Origin of the sequence: Pseudomonas sp. BYT-1, from assembly GCF_023611805.1 — a bacterium.
GTDB classification, from domain to species: domain Bacteria; phylum Pseudomonadota; class Gammaproteobacteria; order Pseudomonadales; family Pseudomonadaceae; genus Aquipseudomonas; species Aquipseudomonas guariconensis.
The window spans coordinates 1,042,374-1,057,429 of the sequence record NZ_CP072559.1 but is presented as its reverse complement, the minus strand read 5'-3'; the positions used below and the strand labels follow the sequence as shown (position 1 = coordinate 1,057,429).

General features: G+C 63.4%; 12 protein-coding genes. 4 read left to right on the top strand and 8 right to left on the bottom strand.

Annotation, left to right across the window (positions count from 1 at the left end; all coding sequences use genetic code 11):
• Positions 1–7 precede the first annotated feature (7 nt).
• The 8 genes from tldD to mreB all read right to left on the bottom strand — a co-directional run bounded on the left by tldD (position 8) and on the right by mreB (position 11,103).
• Positions 8–1,447: a metalloprotease TldD gene (gene tldD, locus J5X93_RS04790; protein WP_043213252.1), complete on the bottom strand. Its 1,440-nt coding sequence runs from the start codon at positions 1,445–1,447 to the stop codon at positions 8–10.
• A gap of 2 nt (positions 1,448–1,449) precedes the next feature.
• Positions 1,450–2,301, bottom strand: coding sequence for a carbon-nitrogen hydrolase family protein (locus J5X93_RS04785; protein ID WP_090346610.1), 852 nt, complete (start codon positions 2,299–2,301; stop codon positions 1,450–1,452).
• The gene (locus J5X93_RS04780) at positions 2,301–6,119 is read right to left on the bottom strand and encodes a YhdP family protein (RefSeq protein ID WP_250034501.1); all 3,819 of its coding nucleotides are present in this window, start codon (positions 6,117–6,119) and stop codon (positions 2,301–2,303) included. The genes J5X93_RS04785 and J5X93_RS04780 overlap by 1 nt, the downstream gene beginning before the upstream one ends.
• A gap of 82 nt (positions 6,120–6,201) precedes the next feature.
• A complete protein-coding gene (gene rng / locus J5X93_RS04775) occupies positions 6,202–7,659 on the bottom strand; it encodes a ribonuclease G (protein ID WP_043213244.1) in 1,458 nt (485 codons plus the stop codon).
• Positions 7,660–7,713: 54 nt separating this feature from the next.
• On the bottom strand, positions 7,714–8,313 hold the full coding sequence (locus J5X93_RS04770) for a Maf family protein (RefSeq protein WP_043213242.1): 600 nt from the start codon (positions 8,311–8,313) through the stop codon (positions 7,714–7,716).
• Between the two features lie 33 nt (positions 8,314–8,346).
• The gene (gene mreD, locus J5X93_RS04765) at positions 8,347–8,835 is read right to left on the bottom strand and encodes a rod shape-determining protein MreD (RefSeq protein WP_043213239.1); all 489 of its coding nucleotides are present in this window, start codon (positions 8,833–8,835) and stop codon (positions 8,347–8,349) included.
• Positions 8,835–9,884: a rod shape-determining protein MreC gene (gene mreC / locus J5X93_RS04760; RefSeq protein WP_102082750.1), complete on the bottom strand. Its 1,050-nt coding sequence runs from the start codon at positions 9,882–9,884 to the stop codon at positions 8,835–8,837. Before mreC ends, mreD begins: the two co-directional genes overlap by 1 nt.
• Before the next feature lie 181 nt (positions 9,885–10,065).
• Positions 10,066–11,103 (bottom strand): rod shape-determining protein MreB, encoded by a 1,038-nt coding sequence (gene mreB / locus J5X93_RS04755; RefSeq protein WP_039575577.1) that lies wholly within the window; start codon positions 11,101–11,103, stop codon positions 10,066–10,068.
• A gap of 201 nt (positions 11,104–11,304) precedes the next feature.
• Here mreB and gatC point away from each other — a divergent pair, with 201 nt between their 5' ends.
• From gatC to J5X93_RS04735, 4 genes are all read left to right on the top strand, one after another.
• Positions 11,305–11,592: an Asp-tRNA(Asn)/Glu-tRNA(Gln) amidotransferase subunit GatC gene (gatC, locus tag J5X93_RS04750; RefSeq protein ID WP_043213235.1), complete on the top strand. Its 288-nt coding sequence runs from the start codon at positions 11,305–11,307 to the stop codon at positions 11,590–11,592.
• Positions 11,593–11,607: 15 nt separating this feature from the next.
• A complete protein-coding gene (gatA, locus tag J5X93_RS04745; RefSeq protein ID WP_250034489.1) occupies positions 11,608–13,059 on the top strand; it encodes an Asp-tRNA(Asn)/Glu-tRNA(Gln) amidotransferase subunit GatA in 1,452 nt (483 codons plus the stop codon).
• An 11-nt stretch (positions 13,060–13,070) separates the two neighbouring features.
• Positions 13,071–14,516, top strand: coding sequence for an Asp-tRNA(Asn)/Glu-tRNA(Gln) amidotransferase subunit GatB (gene gatB / locus J5X93_RS04740; protein WP_090346604.1), 1,446 nt, complete (start codon positions 13,071–13,073; stop codon positions 14,514–14,516).
• Positions 14,517–14,655: 139 nt separating this feature from the next.
• Positions 14,656–15,030, top strand: a complete 375-nt coding sequence (locus tag J5X93_RS04735) for a septal ring lytic transglycosylase RlpA family protein (RefSeq protein WP_090346600.1) — start codon at positions 14,656–14,658, stop codon at positions 15,028–15,030.
• Positions 15,031–15,056 lie beyond the last annotated feature (26 nt).

Here is a 15,056-nt window from a genome sequence, read left to right as displayed (position 1 = left end):
ACCCTTGTCACGCGCCTGTACCACCCACGGTGATCGCGTCCAGTTTCAGGGTCGGTTGGCCAACGCCTACCGGCACCGATTGCCCATCCTTGCCGCACGTCCCGACGCCGCTGTCCAAAGCCAGGTCGTTGCCGACCATCGAAACCCGGCTCATCGCCTCCGGACCATTGCCGATCAGGGTCGCACCCTTGACCGGCGCTGTGATCTTGCCATCCTCGATGAGGTAGGCCTCGCTGGTCGAGAACACGAACTTGCCGCTGGTGATATCAACCTGGCCACCACCGAGGTTGGCGCAGTAGATACCCTTTTTCACCGAGGCGATGATTTCCTGTGGGTCGCTGTCACCGGCGCGCATGTAGGTGTTGGTCATGCGCGGCATCGGCAGGTGGGCATAGGATTCGCGCCGTCCGTTGCCGGTGACCGCCATGCCCATCAGGCGTGCATTGAGCTTGTCTTGCATGTAGCCCTTGAGAATGCCGTTCTCGATCAACGTGGTGCACTCGGTCGGGGTCCCCTCGTCGTCCACGCTCAGCGAACCACGGCGCCCCTCGAGCGTGCCGTCGTCGACGATGGTGCACAGCGTCGAGGCCACCTGCTCGCCAATACGCCCGCTGTAGGCCGAACTGCCCTTGCGGTTGAAGTCCCCTTCCAGGCCATGGCCCACCGCTTCATGCAGCAGCACGCCGGACCAGCCCGGGCCAAGGACCACCGGCAAGGTACCTGCCGGGGCCGGCTTGGCTTCGAGGTTGACCAGCGCCTGGCGAAGCGCCTCCCGGGCATACCCCATGACCCGCTCCTCGGTGAAATAGCGGTAGTCGGTACGCCCGCCTCCGCCTTGGCCACCGCGCTCGCGGCGACCGTTCTGCTCGACGATCACACTGACGTTGAAGCGCACCAGCGGGCGAACATCAGCTGCCAGGCTGCCATCGACCGCGGCCACCAGGATCCGCTCCCAGACCCCGGCCATGCTCACGGTGACCTGCTGGATACGCGGATCCAGAGCGCGAGTGGCCGCATCCACGCGCTTGAGCAGCTCGACTTTTTCGGCGCGACTGAGCACGTCCAGCGGATTGTCCGGAGCGTACAGGGCCACCACATCCTGGCTGCGGAAGGCCTGTACGCGGCCTTCCTGCCCAGCGCGTGAAATCGATCTCGCGGCACGGGCCGCCGAGGTAAGGGCCTCGAGGTTAATGGCATTACTGTAGGCGAAGCCGGTCTTCTCACCGGACTGAGCACGCACGCCCACGCCTTGGTCAAGGTTGAAACTGCCTTCCTTGACGATGCCGTCCTCCAGCGCCCAGGTCTCTGAAATCTGCCCCTGGAAGTACAGGTCGGCTGCATCGATACCGGGCCCCGCCAACTCGCCAAGCACAGCCTGCAGGCTGTCCAGGGTCAGTCCGCCCGGGGCCAGCAGCTGTTCGCTGACGGTGGATAACATCTGGCTCATAGTCACTCCGAGGTGTGCGCAGGCCGCAAGGCGTCCTGCGAGAAAAAGCGCCGGTGCAAGGCAACCGGCATTCGCGTCCGGATGGACGCCTGTTCTGCGCTGTCGCGCTCGGCCAGCAATACGCCTTCGCCGCGCGCCTGTTCGGCGATGATCCGTCCCCAAGGGTCGATGATCGCCGCATGACCATGGGTTTCCCGTGGTCCCGGATGAGTGCCGCCCTGGGCTGCCGCCAATAGGTAGCACTGGGTTTCGATTGCCCTCGCACGAATCAGCACTTCCCAATGGGCCGCGCCGGTCACAGCGGTGAAGGCCGCCGGAGCGCTGATCAGTTCCGCACCGGCCTCGCGCAAGGCGCTGTACAGCTCGGGAAAGCGCAAGTCGTAGCACACCGTGAGACCCAGACGACCGACCGGCGTATCGGCGACCACCACCTGGCTGCCGTGGGCATAGTCATCGGACTCACGATAGCGCCCGCGGCTGTCAGCCACATCCACATCGAACAAGTGCAGCTTGTCGTAACGCGCCGCGACCTCACCGTCCTCGTCGATCAGCAAAGAGCAGGCATGGGCCTTTGCATCTGGCTGGTCGGCAGGCGGCAATGGCAGGGTGCCGGCCACAATCCATAACCTGAGGTCGCGGGCCGTGCGTTTCAACCAGGGCAGGATCGGGCCCTGACCAAGGGCTTCGGCGTGGCCGATCGCCGCCGCATCGCGCCGCCCCATGGCGGCGAAGTTCTCCGGCAGCACCGCCAGCCGGGCGCCGCCGTCGGCAGCCTGCTCCAACAGAGCCCTGGCGCGCTGCAGGTTGGCCAGCACATCGTCCTGGCTGACCATCTGGATGACCGCTGACTTCATTAGCGTTTCTCGAAAGGTTTCACAAAGGTCATTCTAGGCTCTTTCCAGGGCCCCTCGATGCGGTAGTTCACGCTGGCAAAGCGCGACACACGATCACCGATCAGCCGGTCCACCAGGAACAGGGCGCCACCGACAGCCGGTGCGCCGACGATCAAGGCGGCCAGCGGCAGGTTGTTGGTGACCGGCAAGGTCACCTGCAGGTTTGCATCGACGCGATCGCTCACCAGGTCCAACGTGCCATCGAGTTCGAAGTTGCTCGAGGGGCCTTTGATAGTGATCGGCTCGCGGGTCACATAGACCCCCTGGCTTGCTACCAGCAAGCCCTTAACCCGGTCGTAGGCCAGGCCTTTGTCGAACAGATCGGAGAAGTCCAGGCGTAGACGCCGACCAATGGAGTTGAAGTTGAGCAGGCCGAATACCCGCAGTGCCTGGGCACTGCCTTCGACTTCGACGAACTGACCGGAGCGCAAGGCGGCATCCAGGCTTCCGGAGAAACGCTTGAGCGCCACCCACGCCGGCGAGCCAGGCCAGCGACCATCCACGTCGAGGCGGAAGTCACGGCTGGTAGCGGTGGGCGCGAAGCCCCACGCCTTGAGTACATCGGCTAGGTTCTTGCCCTCCAGGCGGCCTTTGTACCAGCTGCCGGTACTCCCTGGCTCGCCTTCCCAGCCACCGCTTCCATCGATACGCAGGCCTTTAAGGTCCAGGTCGACGTCATCGAAAATCATGCCGCGCGGTGTAGGGCGCAGTTTGACCGCCAGGCTACCGAACAGGTCATCTCCGCGGTACAGCTTGTCGATCGTCACATCCAGGGCCGGCACCTTGCGCGGGTCGAAATCCGCGAGCGGGTCCGGCGCATCCTCAGGCTGCTTGCCCGCAGGATCCCCAGGCGGCAGGCGCAAGGTTTGCAATCTGACGACAATCGGCGCCGACTTGGCATCGGGAAGGCGCGCGTTGCCAATGACCTCCCGGCTGTCCAGACGCGCGTCCCAGGCACCACTGCCACGGGCCAGACGCACGACCGCCTGGTTCAGATCGAGGCCAAACGCCTTGAGCTGGCCAATGCTCAAGTCCACGCCCTGCAGGTTCTGCCGGGCATTGCCGCCTGGATCTTGACCTGCGAAGCGCTCCATTTGCGCTTGCCAGGGTGCAATATCCAGCGATTCGATCCGCCCCCGCACCCGCAGGCCCTGGCCAGACGGCAGTTGTGCGGTGCCACCGCCCAGCAGCAGCTCCCCGCGCCCCTGGGCCAGCGTGGCGGCTGGTGCAGCATAGGCGAAGCGGGCAAGCTCACCGTAGCTGGCATCGATACGCCGTTCAGGCCCTTTGAGCGTCATGCTGAAACGGCTGTCGCGGGTGTCCTGAGAGGCCTTGCCGAATGGGGCAGGCAGATCGATTGCCAGGCCTTTGAGCGAGGAGTTGACGCTCAGCCGGTTATCGCGACTGCCCAGGTTGATTTGTAACTGGAAGGGGAGATCGCCTGATGCGGGCAGCGGCTGGGTGAATTTCAGCCAGTCGGTCAGTGCCTTGAGGGGCATCTGGCCACTGGCATCGATGCGGGTCTGGATCTGACCGGGCTTGCCCTCAGCGAAAATCTGCGCGGTGACCGGTTTGCCGAAGGCCTGCAAGGTGATGCTCTTGCCACTTAGGCCTTTGTCCAGATCAAAGCTGAAGTCGCCTTTCAAACGGTTCAACTCCAGGCTCGGCGGGGCGACCTTCAGGCGCGCATCGGCGGTGGCGAAATCGACCTGCACCTTGGGGTGCTCGCCATGGGCCAGGGGAATATCGAGCTTGACCTTACCCTTGAGCGGCCCTTCGCCCTCCCAACCGGCAAACATTTCGCCAGTGCCGATCGGAGCCTCTTGGAGAATCTTCAGGCCATCGCTCAGACGACCATCGAAATCCCCATCAAGGTACAGATGGCTGTGCTCGCCAGCCGCCACATGAGGGATATCGACGCTGACATCACTGACCTGGGTGTCGAGCAGTTGGCCATGCCGGGCCTTGATGCGCACGCCGCTGTCCTCAATCAGCACATCGCCATCGACCTGCTGCACCTGCGGCCAGCCGGGCTGGAAGTCCAGCGCCGCATCGTGCACCTTGAAGAACAGGCTGATGCTCCGCGCTTCGGGCGATGCGCCATGGTTCAGCGAGCCTTGATACTGGAAATAGCCTTCATCGACGTTGCCTTTGACGATAGCGCTGCGCAGCCACTCGTCCAGGGCAGGACTGAGCACCTCGGGCAGGTACTTGGCAGTGTAGCGCCCGTCACCTTCGGTCAGGCCGACGCGCAAATCCATGTAATCCTCGCGGCCTTCCTCGAACAACAAGCGGATGAGGAAGTCAGCGGCAATCTTGCCTTCTTCACCCAGCACCTTGATGTAAGGGGCGATCAGGGTGAAGCCTTCCTGGTCCAGGCGCCAGGTGAGCCGTGCGTTGGCCTTCTGGTAGTGCCAGGGTTTGGCGAAGATGGGATACAGATGCAACATGAAGGCGTCGGTATCCAGGCGCAGTTCGCCTTTGCCCAGGTCGCCGCTGATGCTACCGCTCACGTTACCGGCTGCCGGGGCGCCGTGATAGGCATCGAAGCCGACCTTCTCGAGGTTGGCGGCGAACTGCAGGCGCTGGTCTCCCTCAGCCTTGGGGCGCACGTCCAGGCGCACATTGCGCAGCGCTCCGGTGACCTTTAGGGCGTCTACCACGGCCATGAGTTTTTCCGGCAACGGCGCCAGCCCTTGGACCAGCGGCGTCAGCGGCGTCAGGTCAAGCCGGTCGGCCTGGATCTGCCAGCTTTCCTGGTTCGCCTCCTGGCCGACCTGCTGCTTGAGCTGTACATGGGTTTCCCAACGCTGCTTGCCGATGCTGACGGCCAACGAATCGACCACACCTTCGAAACCGTCCTTGCCGCGCTGGAGCCAGGCGGTCAAAGCCAGGTTATCGAGGGTCACCGCTTTGCGCTCGCTGTAGGCACCGCGCAGCTGCGGCGCATTGAGCCGCACTACCGCCCGTTGCAACTGGCCCCGCCCCCAATCGACCCAGAATTCTCCCCCCGCCCGCAAGGTACGAGCCTTCCACTGCCCCAACAGACGTGGCGGCAGCCAGCGGGCCCAATCGCTTTGCGGCAGGCTCAGGTAGGCTTCGAATTCACCGTCGCGCCAGGCCTGGGCATTGGCGCGGCTATGCACATTGATGGCCATGGGCTGACCATCCGGCAATGTCGCGCGAAGATCCAGGGCCTGGCGGGACGCACCGGCCTGCAAACCCAGGCTCACATAGGTGAGGGTCAGAGGATCGCGTTGCCAGGGATGGAGGGTCACCTGACTGTCGAAGACATCGACCCTGCCCAGTTGTCGCAAGCGTTGCAGGACCTGGGCGGGGTCCAAAGGCGTATCGTCCTTGCGGGGCAGCCCTTCGAGCGCCCATGCGCCCTGTTCGTCCTCACGCAGGATCAGTTGCAGACCGCCCAGCTGGATACGCGCCAGACGCAGTTCGCGCGCTTTGAGGCTGGCCCACAGGTCAGGAACGGCCTTGACTTCATCCAGGCGCAATGCCGAGGCGCCCTCGCCCACTTGCAGGTCGCGCACCCGCAGCACCGGTGCCAGGCCACTCCAGCGTCCCTCGAGGGCACCGACATGCACCGGCAGCCCCAAGGCTTGCTCGGCCTTGCTTTCTACTTCGGCACGGTATTCGGCCACCAAGGGGACCAGTTCCCGACCGAGGCTGACGTACAGCGCCACCAGCACCGCCAGCAGGGCGCAGAATCCCAGCCCCCAGCGGGTCAAGGCGCCTAGAACGTGGGTCAGACGTCCCATGGCCATGGCCCTCCAAGTCGTGCCTTAACTATGGCTCGGTACCGTGGCTTTGCCAGCACGCCCGACCGCATAAAGGTTTCAGAACGAGTCAGAGCAGCACCACATCGTATTGTTCCTGCGAGTACATGGATTCGACCTGGAAGCGAATGGTCCGACCGATGAAAGCCTCCAGTTCGGCAACGTTGCCGGACTCCTCGTCCAGCAGGCGATCGACGACTTTCTGATTGGCCAGAACCCGGTAACCCTCGGCCTGGTATGCCCGGGCCTCACGGAGGATCTCCCGGAAAATTTCGTAACACACGGTCTCGGGCGTCTTCAGCTTGCCGCGCCCCTGGCACGCGATGCAGGGCTCGCACAGCACTTGCTCGAGGCTTTCACGGGTGCGCTTGCGGGTCATCTGAACCAAGCCCAGCTCAGTGATGCCGATGATGTTGGTCTTGGCGTGATCCCGCTCGAGCTGCTTCTCCAGGGTGCGCAGCACCTGGCGCTGATGCTCCTCGTCCTCCATGTCGATGAAGTCGATGATGATGATCCCGCCGATGTTGCGCAGGCGCAGTTGTCTGGCAATGGCAGTAGCCGCTTCGAGATTGGTCTTGAAGATGGTCTCTTCGAGGTTGCGATGGCCGACGAAGGCACCGGTGTTGACATCGATCGTGGTCATCGCCTCGGCAGGATCGACCACCAGATAGCCACCGGACTTGAGCGGCACCTTGCGCTCCAGGGCGCGCTGGATCTCGTCCTCGACGCCATACAAGTCGAAGATCGGCCGCTCGCCCGGATAGTGTTCGAGGCGGTCGGCGATCTCAGGCATCAGTTCGGCGACGAACTGCGTGGTTTTCTGGAAGGTTTCTCGAGAATCGATGCGGATCTTCTCAATCTTCGGATTGACCAGGTCGCGCAGGGTGCGCAAGGCCAGTCCCAGATCCTCGTAGATGACCAACGGGGCACCGCAAGTCTGGATCTGGCTGCCGATCTGCTCCCACAAGCGACGCAGGTAACGGATGTCCTGGAGGATTTCGTCGGTGCGGGCGCCCTCGGCGGCGGTACGCAGGATGAAGCCACCAGCGTCCTTGATGTCTTCTTTTTCCACGCAATCGCTGACCACTTGCTTGAGGCGCTCGCGCTCGGCCTCATCCTCGATTTTCAGGGAAATACCCACGTGGCTGCTGCGTGGCATGTATACCAGGTAGCGCGACGGGATCGACAACTGGGTGGTCAGGCGGGCGCCCTTGGTGCCGATCGGATCCTTCGTCACCTGGACCACCAGCGCCTGGCCTTCATGGACCAAGGCGGTGATGTTCTCCACCGCCGAACCTTCACGTTGGGAGATTTCCGAGGCGTGGATGAAGGCAGCGCGTTCCAAGCCTATGTCGACGAAAGCCGCCTGCATGCCGGGCAGGACGCGTACCACTTTGCCTTTGTAGATGTTGCCGACAATGCCCCGACGCTGTGTGCGCTCGACGTGGACCTCTTGCAGGACACCGTTTTCCACCACTGCCACACGTGACTCCATCGGGGTGATGTTGATCAGGATCTCTTCACTCATGGCAGGCTCTCGTCAAAGGTGTTCGGTAATGATGGATCGCGGTCGAGTAGCTGGCTAGCGCGGCGCTGGAACCTCGTGCTGTTGCCAGCATGCAATCGCGAACTGCCCGAGCAGATCGGCGGTTTCGCTCAAAGGCAGGCCGACCACGGCCGAGTAGCTGCCGGTAAGACCGGTGACGAAGACCGCACCAAGGCCCTGGATGGCATAGCCACCGGCCTTGTCCTGCGGTTCGCCACTGGCCCAATAGCGCTCGGCCTCGCTTGCGCCGATCGCACGGAAACGCACGGTGCTCGCCACGCAGGCGCTCAGGCACCGCTGGCCATCGGTCAAGGCGACGGCGGTGAGCACCTGGTGCTCGCGATCGGAAAGTTCGGCCAGCATGGCCAGGGAATGTTCACGGTTTTCGGGCTTGCCGAGGATGCGGCCATCGAGCACCACGGCGGTGTCGGCCCCCAACACCACCCCAGCGCCTTGAACCTGGGCGAGGCCTGCAGCCGCCTTGGCCCGGGCCAGACGCTCGACATAATCGGCAGCGCCTTCGCCTGGTAGCGGAGTTTCATCGATGGGGGCAGCGACCAGGGTGAACGGGACGCCTATCTGAGCCAGCAGTTCACGACGGCGTGGCGAGCCTGAGGCCAGGTACAGCGGGGTCATGTCGACATCTCCCTGTCAGATTCGACGTTGCCGTCAGTTGATGTGCAAGCGTCGGCGCAAATCGCGCAGGGCAAAGCTGATCCATGGCCAGAGCAAGGCACTGATGACCGCCGACCAGACCAATGCAAGCGTGGGCAGGCGGTTACCGGTCAGGGCGCTGAGCCACAGCTGGATCAGCTGGGCGATGCCGAAGATCACCAGGATCACCAGGCTCTGCTGCCACATGGGATACATACGCAGGCGCTGTTGCAAGGACAGTACCAGGAACGTGATCAGCGTCAGGATCAGGGCGTTCTGCCCTAACAGGGTGCCGTACAGCACATCCTCTGCCAGACCGAGAATGAATGCAGTGGTCATGCCGACCTTGTTGGGCACCGCCAAGGTCCAGAAGGACACCAGCATGGCCAGCCACATGGGCCGGAACACTTCCATGAACTGGGGCATTGGCGAAACGCTGAGCAACAGGCCGATGATGAATGTCAGCCAGATCACCCAGCCGTTCTTGCTGCGGGAGCGAGCCATCATTGTCTCCGGGAGGGGGGCGGTGCTGCGGGAGCCGCTGCCGGTGTGGCAGGGGCAGCAGCAGGTGCAGGGACCACAGGCGCGGCGGGGGCGGCCGCTGGGGCAGGTGTCGTGGCAGGCGTACCCTGCCCGCCTTCGCCGGTACCCTGGCCGTTGGTGCCCGTCGCGCCTTTGCGATCGGCCTCTTCCTGGGCTATCCCGGCATCGGTAGCACGCTGCTCGGCCGTGCGCCGGTCGCTGAACACCAGCAACATGTAGCGGCTGCGGTTGAGCGCGGCGGTGGGAATCGCGCGCACGATCGCAAATGGCTGACCAGAATCGTGGATCACTTCGTTGACGGTGGCCACCGGGTAACCTGCAGGGAAGCGCTGGCCCATCCCGGAGCTGACCAGCAGGTCGCCCTCTTTGATGTCAGCCGTGTCAGCCACATGACGCAGCTCCAGACGCTCCGGATTGCCGGTGCCACTGGCGATGGCCCGTAGGCCGTTGCGGTTGACCTGGACCGGAATGCTGTGAGTGGTGTCGGTCAGCAACAGAACGCGCGAGGTGTAAGGCATCAACTCGACCACCTGCCCCATCAGGCCACGAGCATCGAGCACCGGCTGACCGAGGAACACGCCGTCACGCTCGCCCTTGTTGATGAGGATGCGGTGAGTGAAGGGGTTGGGGTCCACGCCGATGAGTTCGGCCACTTCGACCTTCTCATTGACCAGCGCCGAGGAGTTCAGCAATTCGCGCAACCGTACGTTCTGCTCGGTCAGGGCCGCCAGCTTCTGCAGCCGCCCTTGCAGCAACAGGGCTTCGGTCTTGAGTTTTTCGTTTTCCGCGATCAATTCGGTACGGCTGCCGAACTGGCTGGCCACACCCTGCCACAGGCGTTGCGGCAAGTCGGTGACCCAATAGGATTCCATCAGTACCAGCCCCATCTGGCTGCGCACTGGCTTGAGCACCGCGAAGCGCGAATCGACCACCATCAGCGCGACCGACAGCACCACCAGTACCAGGAGACGAACGCCCAGCGAGGGGCCCTTGGAGAAAAGCGGTTTAATGGGCCGTTCCTCGTGGACGACGATTCAGGAGGTCATTGGACATGAAGCAATGCACCGGCCTGCTTGCGGGTTAACGGAAACGACGCCCGGACGGACGCCAGCCCAGCGCATACAGGTAGCACTGTGCGTGCTACCTGTAAACCGGGCGAACACAATCCATGCGTGCATGGACCGTATGGGATCACTCGCTGGAGAGCAGATCCATGGCGTGCTTGTCCATCATCTCCAGTGCACGACCACCACCGCGGGCAACGCAGGTCAGAGGATCTTCGGCGACGATCACCGGCAGGCCGGTTTCCTGGGCCAGCAGCTTGTCGAGGTCGCGCAGCAGCGCACCGCCACCGGTCAACACCAGGCCACGTTCGGCGATGTCCGAAGCCAGCTCTGGCGGCGACTGCTCCAGGGCGCTCTTGACCGCCTGGACGATGGTTGCCAGGGATTCCTGCAGGGCTTCGAGCACCTCATTGGAGTTGAGGGTGAAGGCCCGCGGCACGCCTTCAGCCAGGTTACGGCCACGAACGTCGACTTCGCGAATTTCGCCGCCCGGGTAGGCGGTGCCGATTTCCTGTTTGATGCGCTCGGCGGTGGATTCGCCGATCAGGCTGCCATAGTTGCGGCGTACGTAAGTCACGATGGCTTCGTCGAAGCGATCACCACCTACCCGCACGGATTCGGCGTAGACCACGCCGTTCAGGGAAATCAGCGCGATCTCCGTGGTGCCACCGCCGATGTCCACGACCATCGAGCCGCGGGCTTCCTCTACCGGCAGGCCGGCACCAATGGCTGCGGCCATCGGTTCTTCGATCAGGAACACCTCACGGGCACCGGCTCCCAGGGCGGACTCGCGAATGGCGCGGCGCTCTACCTGGGTCGATTTGCACGGCACGCAGATCAGCACACGCGGGCTGGGCTGCAGGAAGCTGTTCTCGTGAACCTTGTTGATGAAGTACTGCAGCATTTTTTCACAAACGCTGAAATCGGCGATCACGCCGTCCTTCATCGGACGAATGGCAGCGATGTTGCCAGGCGTACGGCCCAGCATGCGCTTGGCCTCGGTACCGACCGCGACGACGCTTTTCTGGTTGCCGTGGGTACGAATGGCAACGACCGAGGGTTCATTCAGGACGATACCGCGCTCACGCACGTAGATAAGGGTGTTGGCAGTACCCAGGTCGATGGACAGATCGCTGGAAAACATGCCACGCAGTTTCTTGAACATGGGAAAGTGACCCTAGGCAAAGCGTGGGTAAAAAAGTGCGGCAAACTCTAACAATGGCGGGGATTTTGGGCAAGGAGCCAATATGTTAAATTGGCAGTTTTTCCGAGCACGCCAGCAGATGATCGCGGCCGTATGACCATCGATCGGCTGGCATGTTCCTCACCACGGACCCTATCCGTTCCGTTTTTCCTGGAGATCCCCATGGCGCTTCAACGCTGCGACGTGGAAAAGATCGCCCATCTGGCCCGCCTGGGCCTGAATGAAGGCGAACTGCCACGCATTACCGATGCCTTGAACAGTATTCTCGGGCTGGTCGACCAGATGCAAGCCGTCGACACCAACGGCATCGAACCCCTGGCCCACCCTCTGGAGGCCAGCCAGCGTCTGCGCCCCGACCAGGTTACCGAAAGCAATCAGCGTGACCGCTACCAGGCCATCGCCCCGGCGACCGAAAACGGCCTGTACCTGGTTCCGAAAGTCATCGAGTAAGGGAAACAGCCTGCCATGCATCAATTGACCCTGGCCGAGATCACCCGTGGACTCGCCGACAAGTCGTTTTCCTCCGAAGAGCTGACCGGCGCCCTGCTGGCGCGCATCAAGCAGCTCGACCCTCAGATCAACAGTTTCGTCAGCATTACCGAAGAGCAGGCCCTGCAACAGGCCCGCGCCGCCGACGCCCGTCGCGCTGCCGGCGAGAACAGCCCCCTGCTCGGCGCACCGATCGCCCACAAGGACCTGTTCTGCACCAACGGCATCCGCACCAGCTGCGGCTCGAAGATGCTCGACAACTTCAAGGCGCCCTATGATGCCACCGTGGTCGCCAAGCTGGCCGAAGCCGGCATGGTCACCCTGGGCAAGACCAACATGGACGAGTTCGCCATGGGCTCGGCCAACGAATCCAGCCACTATGGCCCAGTGAAGAACCCCTGGAACCTCGAGCACGTCCCCGGCGGTTCTTCGGGTGGTTCCGCCGCTGCAGTGGCCGCGCGCCTGCTGCCTGCCGCCACCGGCACCGACACCGGCGGTTCGATCCGCCAGCCGGCTGCACTGACCAACCTCACCGGTCTGAAGCCGACCTACGGTCGCGTCTCGCGCTGGGGCATGATCGCCTACGCCTCGAGCCTCGACCAAGGCGGCCCGATGGCTCGCACCGCCGAGGACTGCGCCTTGCTGCTGCAGGGCATGGCCGGCTTCGACGCCAAGGACTCCACCAGCATCGACGAGCCGGTGCCGGACTACAGCGCCAGCCTGAATGCACCGCTCGAAGGCCTGCGCATCGGCTTGCCGAAGGAATACTTCGGTGCCGGCCTCGACCCACGCATCGCCGACCTGATCCAGGCCAGCGTCAAGGAGCTCGAAAAGCTCGGCGCGGTGATCAAGGAAATCAGCCTGCCGAACATGCAGCACGCGATCCCGGCGTACTACGTGATCGCGCCCGCCGAGGCCTCCTCCAACCTGTCGCGCTTCGACGGCGTGCGCTTCGGCTACCGCTGCGAGGAGCCCAAGGACCTCACCGACCTGTACAAGCGCTCCCGCGGCGAAGGCTTCGGCATCGAAGTGCAACGGCGCATCATGGTCGGCACCTACGCCCTGTCGGCTGGCTATTACGACGCCTACTACGTCAAGGCGCAGCAGATCCGCCGACTGATCAAGAACGACTTCATGGCCGCCTTCGAGCAGGTCGACGTAATCCTCGGCCCAACCACGCCGAACCCGGCCTGGAAGCTCGGCGCCAAGAGCAGCGACCCGGTCGCCGCCTACCTGGAAGACGTCTACACCATTACCGCCAACCTGGCCGGCCTGCCGGGCCTGTCGATGCCAGCCGGCTTCGTCGAAGGCCTGCCGGTCGGCGTGCAGCTGCTGGCGCCGTACTTCCAGGAAGGCCGCCTGCTCAACGTCGCGCACCGTTACCAGCAAGTCACCGACTGGCACACCCGCGCCCCTAACGGCTTCTGAGGAATTCACACATGCAATGGGAAGTTGTGATCGGGCTGGAGATTCATACCCAGCTCGCCACCCAGTCGAAGATCTTCTCCGGCAGCGCCACCACCTTCGGCTCCGAGCCGAACACCCAGGCCAGCCTGGTCGACCTCGGCATGCCCGGCGTTCTGCCGGTGCTGAACCAGGAAGCCGTGCGCATGGCCTGCATGTTCGGCCTGGCGATCGACGCCGAAATCGGCAAGCGCAACGTGTTCGCGCGCAAGAACTACTTCTACCCGGACCTGCCCAAGGGCTACCAGATCAGCCAGATGGACCTACCGATCGTCGGCAAGGGCCACCTGGACATCGCCCTGGAAGACGGCACCATCAAGCGCATCGGCATCACCCGCGCGCACTTGGAGGAAGACGCCGGCAAGAGCCTGCACGAAGACTTCAGCGGCTCCACCGGCATCGACCTGAACCGCGCCGGTACGCCACTGCTGGAAATCGTCTCCGAACCGGACATGCGCAGCGCCAAGGAAGCCGTGGCCTACGTCAAGGCAATCCACGCCCTGGTCCGCTACCTGGGTATCTGCGACGGCAACATGGCCGAAGGCTCGCTGCGCTGCGACTGCAACGTTTCGGTCCGCCCGAAAGGCCAGACCGAGTTCGGCACCCGCTGCGAGATCAAGAACGTCAACTCGTTCCGCTTCATCGAGCGTGCGATCAACAGCGAGATCCAACGCCAGATCGACCTCATCGAGGACGGCGGCAAGGTTGTCCAGGAAACCCGTCTGTACGACCCGAACAAAGACGAAACGCGCTCGATGCGCAGCAAGGAGGAGGCCAACGACTACCGTTACTTCCCCGACCCGGACCTGCTGCCAGTGGTGATCGAGGACGCCTTCCTCGAAGCTACCCGCGCCAGCCTGCCGGAACTGCCGCAGCAGAAAGTCGAGCGTTTCCAGAGCCAGTACGGCCTGTCGGCCTATGACGCCAACGTATTGGCAGCTAGCCGCGAACAGGCCGACTACTTCGAGGAAGTCGCCCGCATCGGTGGCGACGCCAAGCTCGCCGCCAACTGGGTGATGGTCGAGCTGGGCAGCCTGCTCAACAAGCTGGGGGTGGAGATCGACCAAGCCCCCGTCACTGCCGAGCAGCTCGGCGGCATGCTGCTGCGCATCCGTGACAACACCATCAGCGGCAAGATCGCCAAGACAGTGTTCGAGGCCATGGCCGCCGGTGAAGGCGACGCTGACAGCATCATCGAAAGCAAAGGCCTCAAGCAGGTGACCGACACCGGTGCGATCGAAAAGATGCTCGACGAGATGCTCGCTGCCAACGCCGAACAGGTCGAACAGTACCGCGCCGCCGACGAGGCCAAGCGTGGCAAGATGTTCGGCTTCTTCGTCGGCCAGGCAATGAAGGCATCCAAGGGCAAAGCCAACCCGGGGCAAGTGAACCAATTGCTCAAAGCCAAGCTCGAAGGGTGATTCTGTTCTGGGGCTGCTAGGCAGCCCAACGCAGGCATCGCCAGCTTCCACAGGAGGTATAGCCGCTATCCTGTGGACGTTGGCGAAGCAGGCGATGGGGTGCGTAGCGCCCTGAAACCGCAGTCCTGGAGCTTTCGACTTGATCAAGCGTTCCCTCGGCACCCTCGCCCTCTTTTCCCTGCTGGCCGGCTGCGCCAGTCACGATATCGATTCCCGCGGTTACGACCAGACCGGCACTGCCTCTTATTACGGCTCCCGTCACCACGGCAAACGCACCGCCAGCGGCGAACCCTTCAACCAGCATGGCCTGACCGCCGCCCACCGCAGCCTGCCTTTTGGCAGCCGCGTACTGGTGACCAACCTGAGCAACAAGCGCAGCGTCGTCGTGCGTATCAACGACCGCGGCCCGCACACGCGAGGCCGACTGATCGACCTGTCACGGGCTGCCGCAGAAAAAATCGGGATGATCCGTAGCGGAACGGCGCGCGTCCGGGTACAAGGGCTGAGCGACTGATCTGACAGGAGTCCCAACCATTTTCG